The organism is Jeotgalicoccus sp. WY2 (assembly GCF_018437745.1).
GTDB lineage: Bacteria > Bacillota > Bacilli > Staphylococcales > Salinicoccaceae > Jeotgalicoccus > Jeotgalicoccus psychrophilus.
In genome coordinates, this window is sequence record NZ_CP049818.1 from 1,265,859 (window position 1) to 1,286,605 (window position 20,747).

The 20,747-nt window shown below is 40.6% G+C and carries 22 protein-coding genes and 1 pseudogene; 7 read left to right on the top strand and 16 right to left on the bottom strand.

The genetic code is table 11. From position 1 onward, the window contains the following. Window positions 1-20: 20 nt before the first annotated feature. The 4 genes and pseudogenes from G4D76_RS07435 to G4D76_RS07450 all read right to left on the bottom strand — a co-directional run. Window positions 21-836 (bottom strand): carbohydrate ABC transporter permease, encoded by an 816-nt coding sequence (locus G4D76_RS07435; RefSeq protein ID WP_026859031.1) that lies wholly within the window; start codon window positions 834-836, stop codon window positions 21-23. Continuing rightward, a complete protein-coding gene (locus G4D76_RS07440) occupies window positions 833-1,768 on the bottom strand; it encodes a carbohydrate ABC transporter permease (RefSeq protein WP_213809547.1) in 936 nt (311 codons plus the stop codon). The genes G4D76_RS07435 and G4D76_RS07440 overlap by 4 nt, the downstream gene beginning before the upstream one ends. After that, window positions 1,740-2,876: an ABC transporter ATP-binding protein gene (locus tag G4D76_RS07445; protein WP_213809548.1), complete on the bottom strand. Its 1,137-nt coding sequence runs from the start codon at window positions 2,874-2,876 to the stop codon at window positions 1,740-1,742. The genes G4D76_RS07440 and G4D76_RS07445 overlap by 29 nt, the downstream gene beginning before the upstream one ends. 278 nt (window positions 2,877-3,154) lie before the next feature. Further along, a pseudogene (locus G4D76_RS07450) lies at window positions 3,155-3,349 on the bottom strand (GMC oxidoreductase); the annotation flags it as partial. 19 nt (window positions 3,350-3,368) lie between these two features. Here G4D76_RS07450 and G4D76_RS07455 point away from each other — a divergent pair. The 3 genes from G4D76_RS07455 (at window position 3,369) to G4D76_RS07465 (ending at window position 5,604) form a co-directional block, all read left to right on the top strand. Continuing rightward, entirely contained in the window at window positions 3,369-3,743 is a 375-nt protein-coding gene (locus tag G4D76_RS07455) for a hypothetical protein (protein WP_213809549.1), read from the top strand. Between the two features lie 85 nt (window positions 3,744-3,828). Then, window positions 3,829-4,245: a general stress protein gene (locus G4D76_RS07460; protein ID WP_026859027.1), complete on the top strand. Its 417-nt coding sequence runs from the start codon at window positions 3,829-3,831 to the stop codon at window positions 4,243-4,245. Between the two features lie 72 nt (window positions 4,246-4,317). Then, window positions 4,318-5,604 (top strand): D-serine ammonia-lyase, encoded by a 1,287-nt coding sequence (locus G4D76_RS07465; RefSeq protein WP_213809550.1) that lies wholly within the window; start codon window positions 4,318-4,320, stop codon window positions 5,602-5,604. Between the two features lie 43 nt (window positions 5,605-5,647). On the opposite strand, the gene G4D76_RS07470 is transcribed toward G4D76_RS07465, so the two are convergent. The 3 genes from G4D76_RS07470 to G4D76_RS07480 form a co-directional block, all read right to left on the bottom strand. Continuing rightward, window positions 5,648-6,439: a VLRF1 family aeRF1-type release factor gene (locus tag G4D76_RS07470; RefSeq protein WP_213809551.1), complete on the bottom strand. Its 792-nt coding sequence runs from the start codon at window positions 6,437-6,439 to the stop codon at window positions 5,648-5,650. 106 nt (window positions 6,440-6,545) lie between these two features. Continuing rightward, window positions 6,546-7,742 carry an MFS transporter gene (locus tag G4D76_RS07475; RefSeq protein WP_250129836.1) on the bottom strand — a complete coding sequence of 399 codons (1,197 nt, stop codon included), beginning with the start codon at window positions 7,740-7,742 and terminating at the stop codon, window positions 6,546-6,548. Window positions 7,743-7,842: 100 nt separating this feature from the next. Next, window positions 7,843-9,261, bottom strand: coding sequence for an FAD/NAD(P)-binding protein (locus G4D76_RS07480; protein ID WP_213809552.1), 1,419 nt, complete (start codon window positions 9,259-9,261; stop codon window positions 7,843-7,845). A 136-nt stretch (window positions 9,262-9,397) separates the two neighbouring features. Between G4D76_RS07480 and G4D76_RS07485 the strand changes: the two genes are divergently transcribed. The 3 genes from G4D76_RS07485 to G4D76_RS07495 all read left to right on the top strand — a co-directional run bounded on the left by G4D76_RS07485 (window position 9,398) and on the right by G4D76_RS07495 (window position 11,759). Continuing rightward, complete coding sequence (locus G4D76_RS07485) at window positions 9,398-9,919, top strand: pyridoxamine 5'-phosphate oxidase family protein (protein ID WP_213809553.1); 522 nt, start codon at window positions 9,398-9,400, stop codon at window positions 9,917-9,919. Between the two features lie 94 nt (window positions 9,920-10,013). Beyond that, on the top strand, window positions 10,014-10,538 hold the full coding sequence (locus G4D76_RS07490) for a GNAT family N-acetyltransferase (protein WP_184283701.1): 525 nt from the start codon (window positions 10,014-10,016) through the stop codon (window positions 10,536-10,538). 15 nt (window positions 10,539-10,553) lie between these two features. Beyond that, the gene (locus G4D76_RS07495; RefSeq protein ID WP_035785248.1) at window positions 10,554-11,759 is read left to right on the top strand and encodes a CynX/NimT family MFS transporter; all 1,206 of its coding nucleotides are present in this window, start codon (window positions 10,554-10,556) and stop codon (window positions 11,757-11,759) included. Between the two features lie 29 nt (window positions 11,760-11,788). Here the strand turns inward: G4D76_RS07495 and G4D76_RS07500 are convergent, their stop codons facing one another. Together G4D76_RS07500 and G4D76_RS07505 are read right to left on the bottom strand one after the other, a co-directional pair. Continuing rightward, window positions 11,789-12,019 (bottom strand): DUF896 domain-containing protein, encoded by a 231-nt coding sequence (locus G4D76_RS07500; protein ID WP_213809554.1) that lies wholly within the window; start codon window positions 12,017-12,019, stop codon window positions 11,789-11,791. Window positions 12,020-12,037: 18 nt separating this feature from the next. Then, window positions 12,038-12,973, bottom strand: coding sequence for an LLM class oxidoreductase (locus G4D76_RS07505; RefSeq protein WP_371814667.1), 936 nt, complete (start codon window positions 12,971-12,973; stop codon window positions 12,038-12,040). A gap of 198 nt (window positions 12,974-13,171) precedes the next feature. Here G4D76_RS07505 and G4D76_RS07510 point away from each other — a divergent pair, with 198 nt between their 5' ends. Next, window positions 13,172-13,717, top strand: coding sequence for a VOC family protein (locus G4D76_RS07510; RefSeq protein ID WP_213809556.1), 546 nt, complete (start codon window positions 13,172-13,174; stop codon window positions 13,715-13,717). A 16-nt stretch (window positions 13,718-13,733) separates the two neighbouring features. Here G4D76_RS07510 and G4D76_RS07515 read toward each other — a convergent pair whose 3' ends face one another. The 7 genes from G4D76_RS07515 to G4D76_RS07545 all read right to left on the bottom strand — a co-directional run bounded on the left by G4D76_RS07515 (window position 13,734) and on the right by G4D76_RS07545 (window position 20,691). After that, complete coding sequence (locus G4D76_RS07515; protein ID WP_026859018.1) at window positions 13,734-14,333, bottom strand: response regulator transcription factor; 600 nt, start codon at window positions 14,331-14,333, stop codon at window positions 13,734-13,736. A gap of 1 nt (window position 14,334) precedes the next feature. Continuing rightward, entirely contained in the window at window positions 14,335-15,456 is a 1,122-nt protein-coding gene (locus G4D76_RS07520) for a sensor histidine kinase (RefSeq protein ID WP_213809557.1), read from the bottom strand. A gap of 104 nt (window positions 15,457-15,560) precedes the next feature. After that, the gene (locus tag G4D76_RS07525; RefSeq protein ID WP_213809558.1) at window positions 15,561-16,586 is read right to left on the bottom strand and encodes a Delta(5) desaturase DesA; all 1,026 of its coding nucleotides are present in this window, start codon (window positions 16,584-16,586) and stop codon (window positions 15,561-15,563) included. A gap of 101 nt (window positions 16,587-16,687) precedes the next feature. Continuing rightward, window positions 16,688-17,458, bottom strand: a complete 771-nt coding sequence (locus G4D76_RS07530; protein ID WP_213809559.1) for an aspartate dehydrogenase domain-containing protein — start codon at window positions 17,456-17,458, stop codon at window positions 16,688-16,690. Between the two features lie 111 nt (window positions 17,459-17,569). Further along, window positions 17,570-18,790, bottom strand: coding sequence for an Nramp family divalent metal transporter (locus G4D76_RS07535; RefSeq protein WP_213809560.1), 1,221 nt, complete (start codon window positions 18,788-18,790; stop codon window positions 17,570-17,572). A 22-nt stretch (window positions 18,791-18,812) separates the two neighbouring features. Further along, window positions 18,813-19,754 carry an agmatinase family protein gene (locus tag G4D76_RS07540; protein WP_213809561.1) on the bottom strand — a complete coding sequence of 314 codons (942 nt, stop codon included), beginning with the start codon at window positions 19,752-19,754 and terminating at the stop codon, window positions 18,813-18,815. A 97-nt stretch (window positions 19,755-19,851) separates the two neighbouring features. Beyond that, window positions 19,852-20,691 (bottom strand): NAD(P)H-hydrate dehydratase, encoded by an 840-nt coding sequence (locus G4D76_RS07545; RefSeq protein ID WP_213809562.1) that lies wholly within the window; start codon window positions 20,689-20,691, stop codon window positions 19,852-19,854. Between the last annotated feature and the right edge of the window lie 56 nt (window positions 20,692-20,747).

The window sequence follows — 20,747 nt, forward strand, 5'->3', positions numbered from 1 at the left end:
TATTTTAAAATATTGAAGCTTTATTTAACTGCACCATCTGTTAAACCTTTTTGTAAATGTTTCTGTCCAAAGAACAGCAGCAGCAACGTTGGGATAACAACGATGACCGAACCTGCCATCAGTACACCCCACTGGTTTAATTGTTCCTGGCTGCTCATCTGCTTCAGTCCAATCTGCACCGTTCTCACTTTATCGTTTGTTGTTGCGAGGAGCGGCCACAGATACATATTCCATGAGGTGAGGAAGCCGTAGACTCCGAGAGTAATTAAACTCGTCTTTGCCACAGGCAGCACGACTGTCAGATAGAATTTGAAATCACCAATCCCCTCAATCAGACTCGCCTCGCGTAATTCCTTCGGAATCATTTTAAAGTTCTGTCTCAACAGGAATGTTCCGAATGCCATCGCAAAAAATGGAAACGTTAATCCCTGGTATGTATCCAGCCAGCCAAGATCTCTAATTGTCTGGAAGTTCGGAATGACAGAAGCTTCAAATGGAATCATCATCGTCGCGATAAAAATATAGAATATGATATCTCGTCCTTTAAATTCCAAAAACACAAATGCATATGCTGCCAGACTCGACAGCAAAAGCTGGCCAATCATAATTACAATTGACACAACAAAACTGTTAATCAGATATTGAAGCATCGGAAAATTTTCAAATACATACTTATAATTATCCAGTGTAAAACTCTGCGGCAGATTTCCTGCCAGAATGTCCTGATTGGTCATAAAACTCATGATAAAAGCTAATGCTGTAGGCAGAAACACCATGAGTGATGTGACGATAAGAAGAACGTATAATATAATTTTCTGCGGCAGCGGTATACTCATTGATAGTGCACCTTCCTTTCAGCAAACTTGAACTGAACTACAGTCATAATTAATATAATGACGAATAATACGACTGCCTGAGCACTGGCCGGACCGAACTGTCTGTTGACGAAAGCTTCTCTGTAAATTGAATAAACAATCAGGTTAGTCTCGTACTGCGGACCGCCTTTCGTTAAAATATCAATTTGTCCGAACGTCTGGAAGGCATTAATAATCGTTACAACAAGTACGAAAAACAGTGTTGGTGAAAGCATCGGTACAGTAATCTGAAACAGTTTCCTGAAATAGCCGGCGCCTTCAATATTCGCATTTTCGTACAGACTCTGATCGATAGACTGTAATCCGCCGAGCAGTATTAAAAATGTAAAACCAATATTCATCCAGATTGTCGTTAAGGAAATAGCAATCAATGCCCAATCCGGATCAGTCAGCCATCCGATACTGTCGATACCAATAACTCCGAGTGCTTCATTCAGAAGACCCATCGAAGGATTGAATAAATACATCCAGAATATTGAGCCTGCAGCGACTGATATTCCCATTGTTGATGAGTACATCGTTCTGAATAAGCCGACACCTTTCAGCTTTTCATTGGCAAGCACTGCTAAAAACAGCGCAATAATTATAGATGTCGGCACGATATAAAGAACGAAAAGAAATGTAGAGATAAAACTTTTCCTGAATATATCTGATGTATACAGCTGAATATAGTTATCCAGACCAACAAATACAGTTGGTGTCCCGGCCATATCAGTCAGAAAGAAGCTTAAGTACAATGTTTTTATCATTGGATAGAATAGAAAGAGTGAAAATAAAATAATCGACGGCAGCAGAAACATAATACCTTTAATGAAATTTTTACGCCGTGTCTTTCTTTTCTGTTTCATAAACACATCTTGTAATTCACTGCTGCTGGACTGCATCAATTTCATCTCCTTCTTTCAAAGCACTTCTCGAAGAGCGGATTAATTGAGTAGTATCTGAATCAAAATATGCAAAATCTTCATGCGAAATATTAACCGGGAGAGCTTCTCCTACTTTGATATCCCACTGCCCCGGCCATTTTGCCGTCCAGATTTCTTTGCCAACATCGAACGCTATGGAAGTTTCATTGCCCAAGTTTTCGACATTCATGACTTCCAGTGTATGTATTTCTTTGCCCTCTTCAGGCGGGGTAATATGTTCGGCACGAATTCCGACCGTGATATTCGGTATATCTTTCAAACTTTCAATTACTCTGTCCGGAACGTCTACAGCGAGTTCACCTTCAATAATAAATTTTTTACTGCCAATATCTTTTTGTACCGTTCCAATATTCATTTTTGGTGATCCGATAAATGATGCTACAAATAGGTTTGCCGGTTCGTTGTATAAATCAATCGGGCGTCCGACCTGCTGAATCTTACCGCTGTCCAGTACCATAATACGGTCACCCATCGTCATCGCTTCGACCTGATCATGTGTAACATAGACCATCGTCAGACCAAACTGTCTTTGCAGACGTCGGATTTCAATTCTCATATTGGCACGGAGCTTCGCATCGAGGTTCGACAGCGGTTCATCCATTAAACAAATCGGTGCCTGGCTGACAATTGCTCTGGCAAGCGCAACACGCTGTCTCTGCCCTCCGGAAAGCTGTCTTGGTTTACGGTCAAGATAATCACTTAAACCGATCATCTCCGTCGTTTCATGCAGCCTTTTCTGCTGCTCTTCTTTATTTACTTTACGCGCTTTCAAACCGAATAATATATTATCCCTCACAGTCATGTGGGGATATAAAGCGTAGCTTTGAAACACCATAGAAAGATTCCGTTTTTTCGGAGGCAGATGATTAATGACATTGTCATCTATCTTCATCACACCGTCAGTAATATCCTCCAGTCCCGCAATCATCCTTAAGAGAGTACTTTTACCAGAGCCCGACGGGCCGACCATTACAAAGAATTCACCTTCATTTATTGTTAAATCTATATCGTCCAGTACAGTAACTTCTTTATCGTATCGTTTGACGATGTTGTTCATTGTTATTTTTTCAGTCATGTGAAAATCCCTCCACGTAGTGTTATACCAAATTAAACGGCGGTCTCACAGACGATTTACACTTTGATTACATTAATTAACATAAGAAACATTAATCCACATGTTTTTAACAATTAGAATTTATTACAGCAAAATTAAGATTAGTCTGTTAATTTAATGTAAATACTTGAATAAGTTAACGAAATCACATGATATGAAAACGGTTACTTCATCTGCTATTGTAAATATGTAATCTCGACAAAAAAAGACTGCCTCAAAAGAGACAGTCTTTTTTTATATTAGTTAGCGCCGGCTACTTCTCCTGCTTCAGCTAATTGTCTATTATCTTCTAAATACATTTCAATACCTTCTGCCGCGCGATAAGCAAAAGCACCAACTGTACCAGTCGGATTATAACCTCCATTATGCGGGAAGTTTGAACCTCCGATAACAAATACATTATCTTCATCCCACATCTGCAGATAGTTATTTAGGCACAATCCAAATGTTGATGTGAAGTACAGAGAAGAACGTTACAGCGGAGATATTAAAGTGACAGATTTCCTCTCTAGAGATATTACCGGCACTTTAGCAGCTCGGAACGATACTGCTTACAATAAATTTATGGATGACATTAATACCCAGGTTCGCGATCAGCTGCGCCAATCCAATCTTTACCGTTTCGTTGCAATTATCGGACTGTTGTTTGCAGTACTTGGTTTAAGTATGATTTTATATTTTTCTTCAGGTAACACATGGGTAATTTTAGGCGGCGCTTATTATTCATTCTTCGCTTATCTGCTGGTAGAATCTTACATCCAGGCAAATCGTAATAATTTTGAAGATCAGCTGTATAAACGCCTAATGAAAAATTATTTTAAAAATTAAATTTAAAGTGGACAAAGTTTTGTTTCATTCCAAACAGACAGGGTAAATATTTTATATATATGAATCTCTGCAGGAGGGGATAATTTTGGCCAGATTAGAAACATATCTTAACGAAGATGATTTATTGAACCGCATTCATTTTTTACGTAGAGAAAAGAACGTAAGGAACAATCAGCTGACTATTTTTTCAAATGCATCTTTTGAAAGTGTAGAGCTGAATGAAGATATTGAAACGAAGACAATTGACGGCACTGCCGGTGATAAGATTGTCACATATTTCTCTGCAGGCGATCCTGAAGACCGCCGTATTGATAATCTCAATCTCACACATGAGCAGGAGGAGGCTTATCATTACGCACTTGAACATCATCAGTTTATTTTGTATATCAATCATCCGGATGCAGATGGTGTTTACAAAGCTGAGCTGAAAGATATGCCATATGATAATGATACTGAAGTCGTCGATATGAACAAAGTGAATGATGACGGTACAAGATTATAATATTCACCAGCAGGTTCCAATCTGGACCTGCTTATTTTTTATAATAAAATTTATATGTAAGGAGATGGTGCTGTGATACTTAATAAAACAATTGAACAATGGCAGAATGAATTTCCACAGCTCGGGGATATGATGGAATATCGTGAAATCCTTTGGCTGAATGACAATCAGGCTGCTGCAGACAGTGTCCTGCCGAAGTTGATACTTAGTGAAGATGATATTTTAAGTGCAGAAGCACGCCTGAAACGTTTTGCACCTTACATTGCACATGTTTTTCCTGAAACTGCTGATAGCGCAGGAATTATAGAATCTCCTTTGACTGAACTGACACGCATTCAGGAAAGTTTTAAAGAGATAGTCGGCAAAAAAATCAACGGTTCTTTTTATTTAAAAGAAGATAACAAACTGCCGATTTCCGGTTCTGTTAAAGCGCGCGGCGGCATTTATGAAGTCCTTGCTTTTGCAGAGTCGCTTGCACTCGCAGCCGGGCTTATTACTGAAGATGGTGATTATAAAAAATTCGCCAGCACGGACTTTAAGAATCACTTCTCGCAATACTCGCTGGTCTGCGGTTCTACCGGAAATCTCGGACTAAGTATTGGAATTATGGGAGCCGAGCTTGGCTTTAAAGTTATTATTCATATGTCTGATGATGCGAGGCAGTGGAAGAAAGATATGCTCCGCTCTAAAGGCGTTACAGTCGTTGAGCATAGCGACGATTACTCAAAAGCAGTCGAACAGGGACGCGCAGACAGCCTTAAAGACGCTAAGAGTTACTTTATCGATGATGAGAACTCAAAAACATTGTTTTTAGGCTATGCGGTCGCTGCTATCCGGTTAAAAGAACAGCTGCAGGAGCAGAATATAGATGTGGATAAAAATCATCCGCTGAATATCTACCTGCCGTGCGGTGTCGGCGGCGGTCCCGGCGGCATTGCATTCGGGCTTAAGGTTGTTTTCGGTGATAACGTAAACTGTTACTTTGCAGAACCCACGCACTCACCATGTATGACTCTCGGCATGATGACTGATTATCACGATAAAATTTCCGTACAGGATTTCGGTATCGATAACGTCACTGCTGCGGATGGACTTGCTGTCGGCAGAGCTTCCGGCTTTGTCGGTCAATTTCTGGCTAAGCTCATTAGCGGTTCATATACTGTCAGTGATGAAAACTTATTTAAAATGCTCGCTATAATGCATGATGAGGAAAACATTAAGCTCGAACCTTCTGCACTTGCAGGTGTCATGGGTCCTGCTGCAGCAAACTCTAAAGGTACGCATATTGCATGGAGTACGGGCGGTGATATGGTCCCTGAGGATGTTTATAAAGATTATTATCTCAAAGGAAAAATTTAATTTAACAAAAAAAAGAGAAGCCTCAGCTTCTCTTTTTTCATAACTATATTAATGTGTCGAACACTTCATTTAAAATTTCATGATCCGGTTTTGAACCGAGATTTTTTGTAACGATGCCTTTAACGTTTTTCGGGCTCATTCCCGCTTCGATTTCAGCTACCGATTCTTTACTGCCGACAAGGTATGCGCCTTCCAGACCGCGTTCTTTAATTTCTTTTTCAAGCTGGACAGCTAAACTCTTATACCAGCGATGCTGATTTTCTTCAAAGCGGTGCTGGAATTCATCTTTCCCGCCCCCTCTTGCTAACGGCTGAGCCGCCTCTTCATAGTCGACCCAGTTTTCACTGTCGACATCCCAGCTGTATTTCTTCGTGTCTCTAATAATCCCAAGTGATGTTTCGATAAATGTTACATCAGCCTGCTGCACTACTACCAATGCTGTTTCAGGGAAACGCTGTTCTAGTTCTTCAATCTGCCGGGTTTCAGCAGTCTCACCCCAATGGAATGATGTTGTTACCGGAACCTGCAGTACTCTTGCTCTCCAGAGCTCACCATCAGCCGATGCGACTAATATAAATCCTTTACGCATTTCACGCTGATGCACCGCAATTTCTTTCTCGACTTTATCCTGCAGTTTTTTCAAGGCTTTCAGCTCTGCTTGATTATCTTTTGCTTTCACTTCTTCTTTAAGTTCTTTCAAACCGTTTTTTAAGTGTATCTTCCATTCTCCGTTTGAAAGATTCCCTGCGCTGGCATCTGTGTTTAAGTGAATTGTCAGTACACCGGTATTATCATGTTTCCCTTTGATTTCCTCAATAATCTTTGCTAATGACATTCTTATCTTACTCCCCTTTCAGAATTACATAATTCCAATACATTACCCTTATAAATTTCCCTCAAAACAAAAATATCACCTGCCAAAATAATGACAGGTGATATTTCTATACTCCGCTGTTATTCATTAGTTCTTTATCCCGTCTGCCATGCAGGAAATAATACACTGCGATTCCCGACAGTACTACGAAAGCGAGCGTTAAATACATTCCGCCATAGCCGAATGATGCTGCAATTGGCCCTAAAAGAAACGGCCCAAAGCCAAGTCCTAAATCCAGCGCAATAAAGTATGTGGTATTCGCAAGACCTAGACGTTCTCTCGGTGTCACTTTAATGGACAGTGCCTGTGTAATCGACTGCACATTGCCGTAGCCGAAACCAATCAGTACTGCTGCAGTCAGAAATGCCAGCGTCGCTGTAGCCTGGCTGATTACTGCAAGACCCAGTGCAAACATAATAATTGCGGGATACATTACAATGTTCGCGCCTTTACGGTCAAGGAGCGGCCCTGTAATCGGACGCGACAGCAGCACTGTCACACCGTACACCGTAAAGTACAGACTGCCCGCCTGTATCAGACTGATGCTTTCTGCATAAGCCGTAACGTACGATAAAATTCCCGAATACGCGAATGCCATTACAAACATGACTGCTGAAATTGGTATTGCCCGTTTTTCGAAGAAGTCCATAATTTTAAACTTCCCGCCGGCTGTTGCTTTAATCGGTCTCATAGGCGGCGCTTTAACTGTCAGTCCGATAATCAGACTGATTACTGCCATCGTAAATGAAAAGATAAAAATACTGGTAAATCCGTATGCTGCGATTAAAGCAACACCTATCAATGGACCGACAGCCGTCGCCAATACTACTGACATACTGAAGTAGCCGATTCCCTCGCCGTTTCTGCTTGGCGGTATAATCTGTGCAATGATTGTACCTGTTGCCGTCATTGCATAACCCATGGCTATACCGTGTAGAATACGCAGTAAAATAAGCGGATATATACTCATTGGGATTAAATAAGATGCGGTCAGCACCACGATGAGTGCCGAACCGATCAACAGCATCTTTTTACCACCCATCGCAGTAATATGCTTGCCGCCGAACACCCTTCCAATCAGCGAGCCGATAATAAATGAACTGGATACAAGTCCTGCCATACCGACCGAAGCGCCGTATTCCTCTGTCGCGTACAACGCCATTGTCACTAGGAGGAGATATTGCGACATCATCAGCGCAAAGTTCACAATTGATGTATTGATAAAATCTTTCGTCCACAATCTGTCTTTATATACTTCCGACAATATAATTGCACTTCCTTAGTAATTTATTGAATCTCTCTATTTTCCATTAAATAACAGCTCTTGTCTATAGACGAAGTGCATAAAAATAGTAAACCTGTTTTTAATGTTCATTGGTTTCAAAGTAATGATCTACCAGCTTTTCAGTTTCCGCCCTCAGCATTCCGACACCTCTGATTAAATAATCCGAACCTGCTGACAGTGCTCCGATTGTGTAGAAATTATTCATAGTACCGAATCTCGGACTGATAATTTCATGATTTTTATTCAACAGTACTCCGCCAAATTCGTCCGCTTCCAGAATTAGTGCATCATACATATTCTTCATTAGTTCTGTATTATCTTTTTCAATATTTTTAACCGGGCCTGTAGCATTAATCAGTATATCAAAACGCTCTGTCTGACCGTCTTCAAAAGTTACAGTGAATCCATCGGCCGCTGCTGCGGACTCCATGCCGTGCATAAACACAAGCCTATCTTCATCAATCCATTTAAGAATCTGTTTTGCACCGTGAGGCGGCATCGGTGAATGATTACCATCGACGTAAGGATGATATTTTTCTAAAAACGTTCGTTTATCACTTCTCGATAAATATTTAAATAATATTTTAAAAGTACCCTCCAGATGCACTATTAAATACTGCAGTCTGCCGACACTGTCCATATGCTCAAGATCGTATTTCAAATCAATATCAGGACGATCTGTCTTACGTTCAAAAAGTGATACATCCACCTGCTGTGCTGCCATTTCCTTTTTAAACAGCCCGAGTAATTTATCGAGTGGAATCAGACCGTCTCTTTCATATTGAAACGCTGCATCCAAAGTAAAATACTCCGGTTTAAAATCATAATACGTCCCTCTAACAGCAGGCATCTCTCCGCTTCTCGATAGAACATACACTTTTTCATGGCCGTTCAGGAGTAAATATCTGAAACTGTCGATGGCAGACAAGCCGCTCCCGATAATTCCAATTTTGCCTTCCAGCTTATTTAACTTCTCCTCTATCGGGTACGGATTATAAAAATAATTGCTGACGCCCTTTAGCTCATAAGGGTCACTGTATGACAATTCACCTGTCGTTAAATATACCGCATCGTAATCTTGTTCATTTCCGCCTGCACACAGAGTATATGTGTTTTTATCTTCATTAAATATAATATTGTCTGCATATTTTTTTATAATATTAATATTGGAATGTGCCTCTGCAAACGACATTAATGAGCTATGCATATACTCCCCATAAACTCTGCGGCTCGGAAAACTCAAAGCCTCATGTTCTGAGTTTTCCAGCCACTTCATAAAATCTTCAGAGTCAGCTGTCAGAGACATCTCTTCTGCCGGCAGATTAATAATCAAATTTTCATTGTCCTGCTGATAAGCATAACCCCGCCCGAGTGTTTCAGGTGCATCATATATATCGATATTTAAATTTTCATTGAATCTTTCATCGTTAACAAAAAACTTAACGATTGAAATACCGGCCACTCCGGCACCTGCAATTGCTATTCTTTTAGCTTTCATCGCTTCATCACTGTCCTCTAAGAAAATTTGCTGATTTAAGTATATTAATAAAATGACTATACTGCCAATGCTTAAGCTGCCGTTCTCTGATATGTATGATAAAATTCATTTAATCATTAAATACCGGGGTGTACATATGGATATTAACGAAGTTTTAAAAGCTACAGAAATTATGACAGGACCGTTTCCTGAACTGGATAAAAAAGAGCACAACAATCCTTTCAGCCACTTCTCCCAGTGGTACGTACATGCACTGAAGAATGGAACAGCCGAGCCCAACAGTATGGTGCTCAGCACTATCACTCAGAACAATACACCGGACTCGCGTGTTGTCCTGTTAAAAGCGATGGATGATGAGGCCCTTTATTTTGAGACGGGAAGATTTCGTGAAAAAGTTATCCAGCTTACACATAACAGCAGCGTTGCTTTAAACTTTTACTGGCGTGAACAAGGCAGACAGGTCCGCCTCAAAGGTACTGCTGAGCTGACAACGGACATTTCACATATTGCTGATAATTTAGATGCAGCAGTGCGTGATTTAAATGCATATAAAACTGTGCCTTTGGAAGTTGAATTTTATCAGGCGTTAAATGAAGGCGGATATGCCCGTCTCCTTTATAAGTTAACTGATGGAAAATGGGAGTGTAACTGGCTGTAGCCGGATGCACTCTTTTTCTAATTAATATTCTATCTGTGATTAAATCTTAAATTTCATGTATAGTAGGTAAATAAATTAATACAGAGGTGATTTCATGACTTCATACATCACACGGTGCACTATAAATGATACTGAGGCGCTGTTAAAATTGAGCTATGATACTTTTTATGAAGCTTTCGAGGCTCAAAACACTAAAGAGAACATGAAAGCTTACTCTAATGATGCTTTCACAGCTGAAAAAATCAGGGATGAACTTAATAATCCTGATTCACAGTTTTATTTTATATACAGCAATGATGAACCTGCAGGATACTTAAAAGTGAATGTCGATTCAGCTCAATCCGAACCGATGGGACATAGTTCTCTTGAAGTGCAAAGAATTTATATTCTCCAGAAATATCACAAACAGGGATTCGGTAAAGAACTGCTGAATCTTTCCTATGATATTGCACGCAAACTCAATAAAAATAAAATCTGGCTTGGTGTCTGGGAGAAAAATGAGAATGCGATTGGCTTTTATAAAAAGCAGGGCTTTAAAAAAACCGGTTCTCATTCCTTTTTTATGGGAGATGATGAACAGACAGATATTATAGCGGAGAGGATTTTATCGTTAGAATAATGGAGGAGAAAGTTATTGAGCAACCAAATAGATCAACCTTTTTTCAGCAATAAAAATTTAAGCTGGCTGCTGATTATCGGCGTTATTTTAGTCGGTGCAAACTTAAGGGTGCCACTGACTTCTGCAGGTGCTCTCGTATCATTTATCAGAGATGATTTTGGCATCAGCAACGCGCTTGCAGGTGTTATTACTACGCTTCCGCTCATTGCATTCGCACTGTTGTCACCGTTTGCACCGAAAATTGCAAACAAAATCGGCATGGAACGGACGATTGCTATTTCACTTATTCTGCTGATTGCAGGTATTTTAATCAGATCTGCAAGCGGCATCGGTCTGTTATTTACCGGAACATTGCTGGTTGGTTTAGCAATTGCCGTCGGCAACGTGCTCATACCCGGCATTATTAAAATGAATTTCCCCTATAAAATCGGCTTAATGACCGGCCTCTATGCGATTGTTATGAACGTATTCGGCGCACTCGGTTCAGGTTTAAGTATACCGATTGCAACGTCCGGAAATTTAGGCTGGCGCGGCTCACTCGTTATCTGGGGCGGACTTGCGTTTATCACACTGATAATCTGGCTGCCGCAGCTAGCGAAAAAGTATGGTGCTAAAAAGAAAATTAACAATCAGCAGATTGGCGGATTATTGCGTTCTCCGCTCGCATGGAAAATCACCGTATTTATGGGTGCTCAGTCTTTAATCTTCTATACGCTGATTACTTGGCTGCCGACTATATTAATGGCTAACGGCTACGATATTCATCTCGCCGGCTGGGGTGTATTTATATTCCAGTTCGCAAGTATTCCATTTACATTTATCATTCCGGTTATCGCAGACAAGATGAAAAATCAGGTGATGATTGCATTGATCAGCAGTGGATTGATACTCACAGGAATTGCCGGTCTTCTCGCAGGATTTTCAGAACTCTCAATCCTCTGGATAATAATGCTCGGTATCGGCAACGGCAGCGCATTTTCACTGTCCATGATGTTTTTTACACTGAGAACAAAAGATGGCTACGAAGCCGCTGAACTCTCGGGTATGGCTCAATCGTTCGGTTACCTGCTGGCAGCACTCGGACCGGTGATGGTCGGAGGTCTTCAGGATATGACGGGAAGCTGGACACTCCCTCTGATACTGCTTGCCTGCGTCTCAGTACTGATGCTTATTATGGGTATCGCATCCGGTAAAAATAAACAGATTTCCGGGAATGTATAACAAAAAAAGCAGCGGAGATCCGCTGCTTTTTATTTATCTTGTCTTTTTTTAGCTTGTTCTTCTTTTAATTTTTCTGGTGTAACATCATTTCCAAGCGGATCCACAACTGTCAGTCCTGAAAAGGAATCCAGTACCTGTCCTCTGATTTGACGAAGGTAATCTTCTCTTAAGACTGTCTGCTCCCGCTTTTCTTCTTCAGTCAGACCCACCGTTTTTTGTATTTTTGCTAATTCATTTATTCTATCTAATCCTGCAATCATATTTGATCCTGCTTTCTTTTATTGATTAAAAAATGTAAATTTCTGTTCTCTGTTAACAGGAAACTTCGGTACAACAAATTCTCCAAGTTCCTGAATTACTTCTGCCGCCGGACGACTGCTGTCTTTAAGCGCGACAGTCATATGATTAACGCCCGCTTCCTGATACGCGTTTAAATAATCTATTAAAAAATTTCGTCCCGCTCTGAATCCTGTTTCCAACGTTTTCGGCGCTTCATTTGCACGCTCAGACAAATCAATCATCAGAGGCTGGGTAAATGGTTTAAATTCTTCAGTTAAACCGCGCCATTTATTTATCAGTGCTTTTTGTTTTTTTAACTCCTGCGGATAAAACATCCAGCCGTCTGTATGTTCCGCAAGCCACTCTATCGTCTGGCTGCTGTAACCTGTTCCGAATACAGGAATACTCCCCATTTCAGGTTTAGGAACAACATCGCCTTCAGTTAAGTTTGTACGTTCTGTTTGTATGCTCGGGAATTCTTCCTGCCACAGCTGTTTCATTACAGTAATGGACTCTCTGAACAGCTCATCTTTATTTTCACGGTCTACTTTGAATGCCGGAAATTCTATCTGCCGGTCACCTGTTGCCACGCCCATTACAAAGCGCTGCCCTGAAATACTGTCAAGCGTTGCAGCAGATTTTGCCGTATGAAAAGGATGCCTCAATGTAGTTACTATGCTGCCGGTCGTCAGCGCGATACTTTTAGTATGTGCTGCTGCATATGTTAAAAACATAAACGGGTCATAAAGCCCGCCGACATCACCGAAGTTCGGATCATACAGCGGTGCATCCCGAACCGTTAAAGCAGCAAAACCGTAATCTTCAGCCTGCTTTGCAAGCATCATCTGCTCCTCGAGATTCATCTTCGGAAAACTGCCTTTGTAAGCTTCAAGAGGAAAACCCAAACCCAGTGTCAGCTTGTCTTCTTTAAACATTCGTTTGAAACCTTTATGTTCTTGAAATTGTGCCACGTATAATCACCTCCCTTAAGTTTTTCTGTCTGCAGCATACAGACAAATGTAGATGTATTATATTATCATAACCGGTGACTGGCAAGATATGTGCCTCATACAGGTTTAAAAGCTTGTCAAAGAAGGGAATACATAAGTAAGACATTTTTCGATGAAGGAGTGATGAGCGTGGGTTTAATACGAGGTATGAATCATATTGGAATGATTGTTCCCGATATTGAAACAGCAACTGAGTTTTTTAAAAAAGGACTTGGTGCAAAAATTGCTTATGATTCACAAACACTTAAAGACCGCCCGAGAGGCGGACCTTTAGTTGAAAAACTGCTCGGTATTCCCGAAGAGTCATATATAGTCAAAAAGAGAATGCTGACTATCGGCAAGGGGCCGAACATAGAAATGTTCCAGTTCTTTAATGTGAGCTCAAGAACACCGTTAAGCCTGGAAGATTACGGCTATACACATCTTTCCTTTTACACAGATGATATTAAAAAATCATATGAGCAAATGAAGGAAGCTGGCGGCCAGCCGCTGTCGAATATTCATGCAAATACCCGCTATGAGGATACAGAGGGTAACGGCACAGTTTACTTTAAGACTCCATGGGGCAGTTTAATCGAACTGCAGACATTGCCGGAAGGCTATTATTACCCCGAATACAGTGAGTCAGAAGTATTTATACCAGATGAAAAGCAGTCTCCTGAAATTTAATCAGAGAGACTGCTTTTCATTTTAACCAGCCTTTATCCAGCGCTTTCCTGATGGCTTCAATTCTGTTCGTTACATGCAGCTTATCCAGTACAATTGATACGTAATTCCTGATCGTACCATTCGATAAATGCAGTTCTTCTGCAATGGATTTCGTCGTTTTTCCATCCGCAAGCAGCTGGACAATTTCAATCTCTCTCGATGATAAAGGATTTTCGGTTTCAAAAGCGATGTCGATGAGTTCAGGAGAGTAAATACGTTTCCCGGTCATAATCTGTCTGATGGACTCTGCCAATGTCTCACTCGGCGTATCTTTCAGCAGATAGCCGCTGACCTGTGCTTTTTTGGCACGCTCAAAATATCCCGGTCTCGCATAGGTTGTCAGTATAATCACTTTGCAGTCTGTCTCTGTCAGCTCTTCTGCCGCGTCCAGTCCTGTCATTACCGGCATTTCAATATCCATTAAACAAATATCAGGCTGCTCTTCTTCAACAAGTTTAAGTGCATCTCTGCCATTCCCTGCCATACCTACCACTGAAATATCTTCTTCCAGATTAAGCAGCGAGCTGAGCGCACTTAATAATAAATTTTGATCTTCAGCCAGCACAATTCTAATCATCCTATCCCTCCTCTATTTGTCTTAGCACTTTCGGCACTGTCATATTTACTTCAAACCCGCTATCCGAGTTGTGGATATGAGACTCGCCGTTAACAAACTCCAGACGTTCTTTCATGCCCTGCAGACCGTTGCCGTAATTAAAACTGGCTGTGCCGGTTCCATTATCGGATATTTTTAAAAATATATCTTTTTCAGATTCTGTCAGAATAATCATGCATTCTGTTGCATTACTGTGTTTTAAAATATTTGTCACCGATTCTTTTAAACACATGCTGAGGACGTTTTCTATTAATACAGGTATATTTTTAAAGTCTGCTTCTATCGTTTCTGCATGCTTAATTTCAACTGTGTCCAAAATCAGCTGCGTATGTTTCAGCTCTTCCGTAAAACTGACCCGTTTCATATCACTGATCATTTCACGAACTTCTTTCAACGCATGACGTGCAGTATCCTGAATATCCTGCAGTTCTTTTTTCGCCTGCTCAGGATTTTTATCGATAAGCTTGCGTGACAGGTCACTTTTAAGACCAATCATCGACAGCCTCTGACCTAGAGTATCATGCAGATCCCTTGCAATACGGTGACGTTCCTCTTTAATTGCAAGTTCTGCTATTTGCTGATTAGCATCTTCCAGCTGATTTTCCAGTTCATCCTGCTTTATCCGGCTGCGCTTATTCAGAGGAATCAGTATAATTCCAAGTATAGTCATAATCAGAAAAGGAAGATGGGTTAATAAAATCATATAGTTAAAGAACGATGCGTATACTATCGCCAAAACTGTTGTGACCAGTAACAGTACATACATCGTAATGAAGCCCGCTTTATTTCTAATATTGCCGATATAAATTGCAATGAACAATGCAAAATACACGTAGCTGAATAATATCGTCATTATTATATTAATAATAATTTGGATACTGACACCGATATATACTAGTGCACCTTTTGAATTAAATGTCAGCCAATATACCGCAAAGAATATTAATGTCGTTACAATACCGGTTATTATTTCACTGAGCGAGGTCGCACGAAAGATAAAATAAAATGGCAGCACACAAAAAATAATCCATATATAAAGACTTAACCCCGTATTTGACGGGAAAATATGATACCAATCTTTCATCTTCATTCGCCCCTTCACTCTGCTGTTCAGCCCATTATATCAAATACGGTCTCTAGAGATGAAACATCCCCCTATTATACATAGGAGGATGCTGATATTTCTTATTATGCAGTAGTGTTCTCTGCAGTCTTAACTGCCAGACGTTCCTTCATCTTTTTAAACGTAATGAACGTATTGTTCTCTTCGTCGTAAAGACGGAACTTTATCGATTCTAAACTTGTTTTTAATGTAATTGTCGTCGCTTGGTGAAGAGGCGGCGTGTTTTCATGTGCTTCTTCTAAATGATAGTTCGGTACACGCGGCGCTAAGTGATGCACGTGGTGGTAACCGATACTGCCTGTCATCCATTCAAGCCATGCTGGAAGTTTGTAATAAGAACTGCCGTCTACCGCAGCTTTTACGAAATCCCATTCTGATTCATTTTCAAAATATGAATCTTCAAACTGATGCTGAACGTAGAATAACCAGATCCCTGCCATACCTGCGATGTAAATAATCGGCAGCTGCACCATAAGCAATACGTGCCAGCCTAAAGTAAATCCGATAAGTAAGTAAATCGAAACAATAATTAATGTAAGAACGTGTGTGTTAATACGTTCCTGGCGTTTCGCTGCTTTACGGTTAACACGATTTGCAATTAAGAATAAGTAAAGCGGGCCGAAACCGAATAAAACAACCGGATTACGGTATAAACGGTATTGGAATCTTTCCCATTTGCTTGCTTCTTCATATTCTTTTACTGTCATAACCCAAATATCACCAACACCGCGTTTATCTAAGTTACCGCTTGTTGCGTGGTGAATCGCATGTTCTTTTTTCCATTTTTCATAAGCGAAATGTGTAATAACTCCGGTTACATTTCCGAAGAAATTATTTAATTTTTTGTTTTTAAAGAATGATCCGTGCGTGCAGTCGTGGAAAATAATAAATGAACGAATCATAAATCCTGCTGCCAGTATTGAAAATGGTAAGCTCAGCCAGAATGAAACACTTAGTGACTGATAAGCTAAAAACCATAGTATAAAGAATGGCAATATCGTGTTCAGCAGCTGTATGACACTCGTCTTAGTTTGTGATTTTGCATAGGGCATTACACTTTTTCTCAGTGCCGCCTGTTTTTCTTTAGTCATATGCATTCCTCTTTTCCCTATCTATTCACTTAATATTATGAGCGATAAAGACTTTTGGATATAGACTATACTGTCAGTAAATTAACATGACATTTGTCATGTTAATTGCCGATTTTAACGTTTCCAGACATTCTTTCAAGTGTGGCGTAGACACTCAACGCTGCCAGAGCACTTGTTTTCGGATTTTCCGGCAGCGGATTGTTGCTGATTGTCAGCTCTGCATCACCAAATCCGCCTGATATATTAATAGTATGCGTATTTTTATCAGCTGCTGGGTCTGCAATCAGCACGACGTTTGTCTTATCAATACCTAATCCTGCCAGTGATAAAATAATCGAGATATTCATGTTCTTCGGAAATTTATCGATTGCATCTCCAGCTTTTCCTTCAAAGACTACTGTTTCAACAGCAACCGCTTCATCAATAAGTGAAGCTGCCGGCTTACGCGTCGTTAAAGTGACTTTGTCCAGATTGCCGAGCGCTCTCGCATTTTGAACCAGATCAAGGCCGCCAATCCCGCCTGAGGGTAGATGCAGTGTTTTGCTGTCTTTTGCTGATACTGTTTTAAGTAAAGCTTCGTCAGCAAGTGCACCGATACTAATGAGAATCGTATCTTTTACTTTGATAATGTCAGGCAGCAGCTCTTTGCTGGTCTCAACGTTAGCCGCTTCCACAACAATATCCATGTCTGCTGCAAGAAATTCACTTAAATCTGTGAATAGTTCTACATTATATTGTTCCTCAAGGTGTTTATATTTATCGTAATTTCTTACGAATACGCTCGTTATATTTAAATCACCATTGCTGTTTTTATTAATGTTTTTTAACAAATATTGTCCTATTGCACCTGAACCTACTAATCCAATATTCATATCTGTCTCTCTCCTTATTTATATGTATAATTCTATCCATTTTAAACAGGATACTTAATGAAAGCAATTTTATAAAAAATGACCCCGTCACCGGAGTCATTGATAATTTATTTATCCGAAAAAGGCTGTGACTGCGTCAACCATACTGTAAATTCCTAAGAATGAGACGACTGCGACAACAAGAAATCCAATAACGTTAAAAATAGGACCGTTTTTATGTTTACCCATAAGTCCTTTTTTATTAACGATAATATAAATCAGAATCGCAATCAGCGGTAAAATAACACCGTTTAATGCCTGAGCGAGCAGAATGACTTCAAGCGGCTCAAAACCGATTGCTGATGTAACTACACCAATCAAAATAACCAGACCGAAAATCATTTTAAATTTCTTATTCTTCATGCCGCCTTCCCATTTAAAGAAAGAGCTGACTGTTGCTGCTGCACCCATCGGTGATGCCAGCGCAGATGAGAAACCTGCAGCAAACAAACCAACACTGATAAATATTGGCGCCCATACATCCCCAAGTATCGGCACAAGAGGGCCTGCAAGTGCAACGACATTGTCAACTTCCTGTCCGTAAATTAACGTCCCTGCAGAAATTAAAATCGCACCTGAAATTATACCGCCGATTGTAATAGAAATTATCGTATCCCAGCGTGCCAGCGTTAAGTCTTTCAAGCCGTTAAAACGTTCGTGCACGGCCGTTGCATGCAGAAAGAAGTTGTACGGGACAACCGTCGTACCAATTAATGCAATTACCATAATAATCGAACCGTCCGGAATAGACGGAATGAATGCACCGCCGAACACTTCACTCCAGTCCGGTTTAACGAGGAACATAGTCGTAATAAATGTCGCTCCCATAATTATCATTAAACCGAGCATAATTTTTTCAATAACTTTGTAACTTCCGAGTAAACCAATTGTTAATATTATTACACCGACAATCGGTGCAAGTATATTTGTAGGGATACCGAGCAGATAACCAAGACCAAGTGATGTCCCAAGTAAATCCCCGCTCATGTATGCCGCACAGCCGATTGCAACTGCAATCATAGAAATCCACACGACAAGAAATTTCCCAAGTGTATTGTTAAATAAGTCGTAAATTGCTTCCCCAAGACCGCGTCTTGTTACGAGAGCGAGACGAATAATCATTTCCTGCAGGACGATTGTCGCAATGATTGAAAATAAAACTGCCCATAATATACTGTAACCAAATCCTGCGCCGGCACGCGTCATTGTTGTGACCGTACCCGGACCAATGAATGAAGCTGTAATGACCATCCCGGGCCCAAGTGCTTTAATTACATCTATAAACCTGCTCATAAAATTACCATCCCCTGGTTAATCAGATTTTACCCAAATGCTTTAAGTGCCCGGCTAATACGTAAAGTACTGCATAACTGACAAAGTGAGCAGAGTGCTGGTTAGCATCCATCATCGGATATACTTCAACGTAATCCATACCGACGAGTCCGTGCTTGCCAAATTCGTGTATTAATGTGAGTAACTCATAAGATGTTAGACCATTACCGTCTACAGGACCGCCTGGATTATATGCGAAATCCAGCACATCACTGCAAATTGATAAGTAAACTACATCGACATCTTTCGCCGCCATATCGTAAATCTCTTTTGCGTACGCACGTAAATCTTTCGCTTCTCTAATATCGTTGATCGTCAGTGTGACCGCACCGTTCTCCTGTGCGTAACGCCCTGTCTCAGGTTTATTGCGCGGCCCGTGAATTCCCGTGTGAATAATCGATTCGTTGCGGACGCCTTCCGTTTCATACAAACGCATAAATGGTGTGTTGCGCGCGTATATCTCACCTTCATAATCCGGCATATTATCGTAATGTGCATCTAAATGAATAATCCCGACTTTTTTGCCGCTGTCAGCAAGGGATTTCAATATCGGATAAGTAACCCCGTGTTCTCCGCCGAAACCAACGAGGAATTTACCTGTTTTCCATAATTCAGCAGAAAAATCTTCGATGTTCTTGTAAGATTGTTCGTTATCATGTGCAACAAACGGGATATCCCCCGCATCCCCGAAAGTCAGATGTTCATTCACATCAACATGATCGAGTTCCGGTAAGTAACCGCTGTAACGGGCTGAAGAAGAACGAATCTGTTTCGGTCCAAGTTCAACGCCGGTATAGTCCCCCCACGTGCTTTCACCTTCAAAAGGCGCGCCGTAGAAAATTACATCTGTGTCATAAGTCCCTTTTTTAACGAGATTTTCTGCACCTAAAAAGCATGGCACGTTTCCATAAATATTTTCCTTCATATATATAAATCCCCTTTGTATTTATTCTGGATACAACTGTATTATAAATGTAATGAATGCCTTATTTCAATTCTATTTTTATAATAGTTTGATTATTCTAACTTATTATCGATTGGAATGATGTACTTAAAGCGTTAATTACTTTTGAAGCTGTCACTGCTTCAATCGCTTCGTCATGTTCAATTAGATAATCTGCAGCATAACCATGCATGTACACCGCATTTGAAACTGCGGGTTGAATGTCTTTACTCTGGCCGATAAAAGCAAGAATCATGCCGGTTAAAACATCACCTGTTCCGCCTTTGGCAAGCCCTGAATTACCCGTCTGATTTACCCATAACGCACCGTCCGGTTCTGCAACTATCGTCTTTGGACCTTTCAGCACAACATATATACCGTAATCCATCGCCAGATTCTTCGCCGCTTCATAGCGATTATCATTAACATAATCAATATCTTTATTAATAATCCGTGCCATCTCTCCCACATGGGGTGTAATGATTAACGGGCTGTCACGCTTTCTGATCAGCATCTCGTGGCTGTTCAGCTCATATAACCCATCCGCATCAATAACTAACGGTCCGTTAAAATTAGTAATTAAATCTTCAATAATATCATCCGATAAACGCCCAAGACCAGGTCCCGCTGCGACTGCATCTTTACCTTCCAGAAAACCATTCAGCTCATCATCCCGATGATAAAATGTCGCTTCAGGAACATGTGATGCAACAATCGGAATAACGGATCTGACAGTATTAACAGTCGTTAAACCCGCGCCGCTTTCAACAGCCGCACCCGCAGATAGTGCTGCAGCACCAGGCATTAATTCACTGCCTGCAATAATTCCAACCTTGCCGTGACTGCTTTTGTGAGAATTGGGATCACGCTTTTGCCAGTGTTCAATCACAAGGTTTTTCGACCAGCTGTTTATACTCATTCACTATACCTCCAAAATTTATACTCACAGCTTCTATACCCTGTTCTTTCAATCAG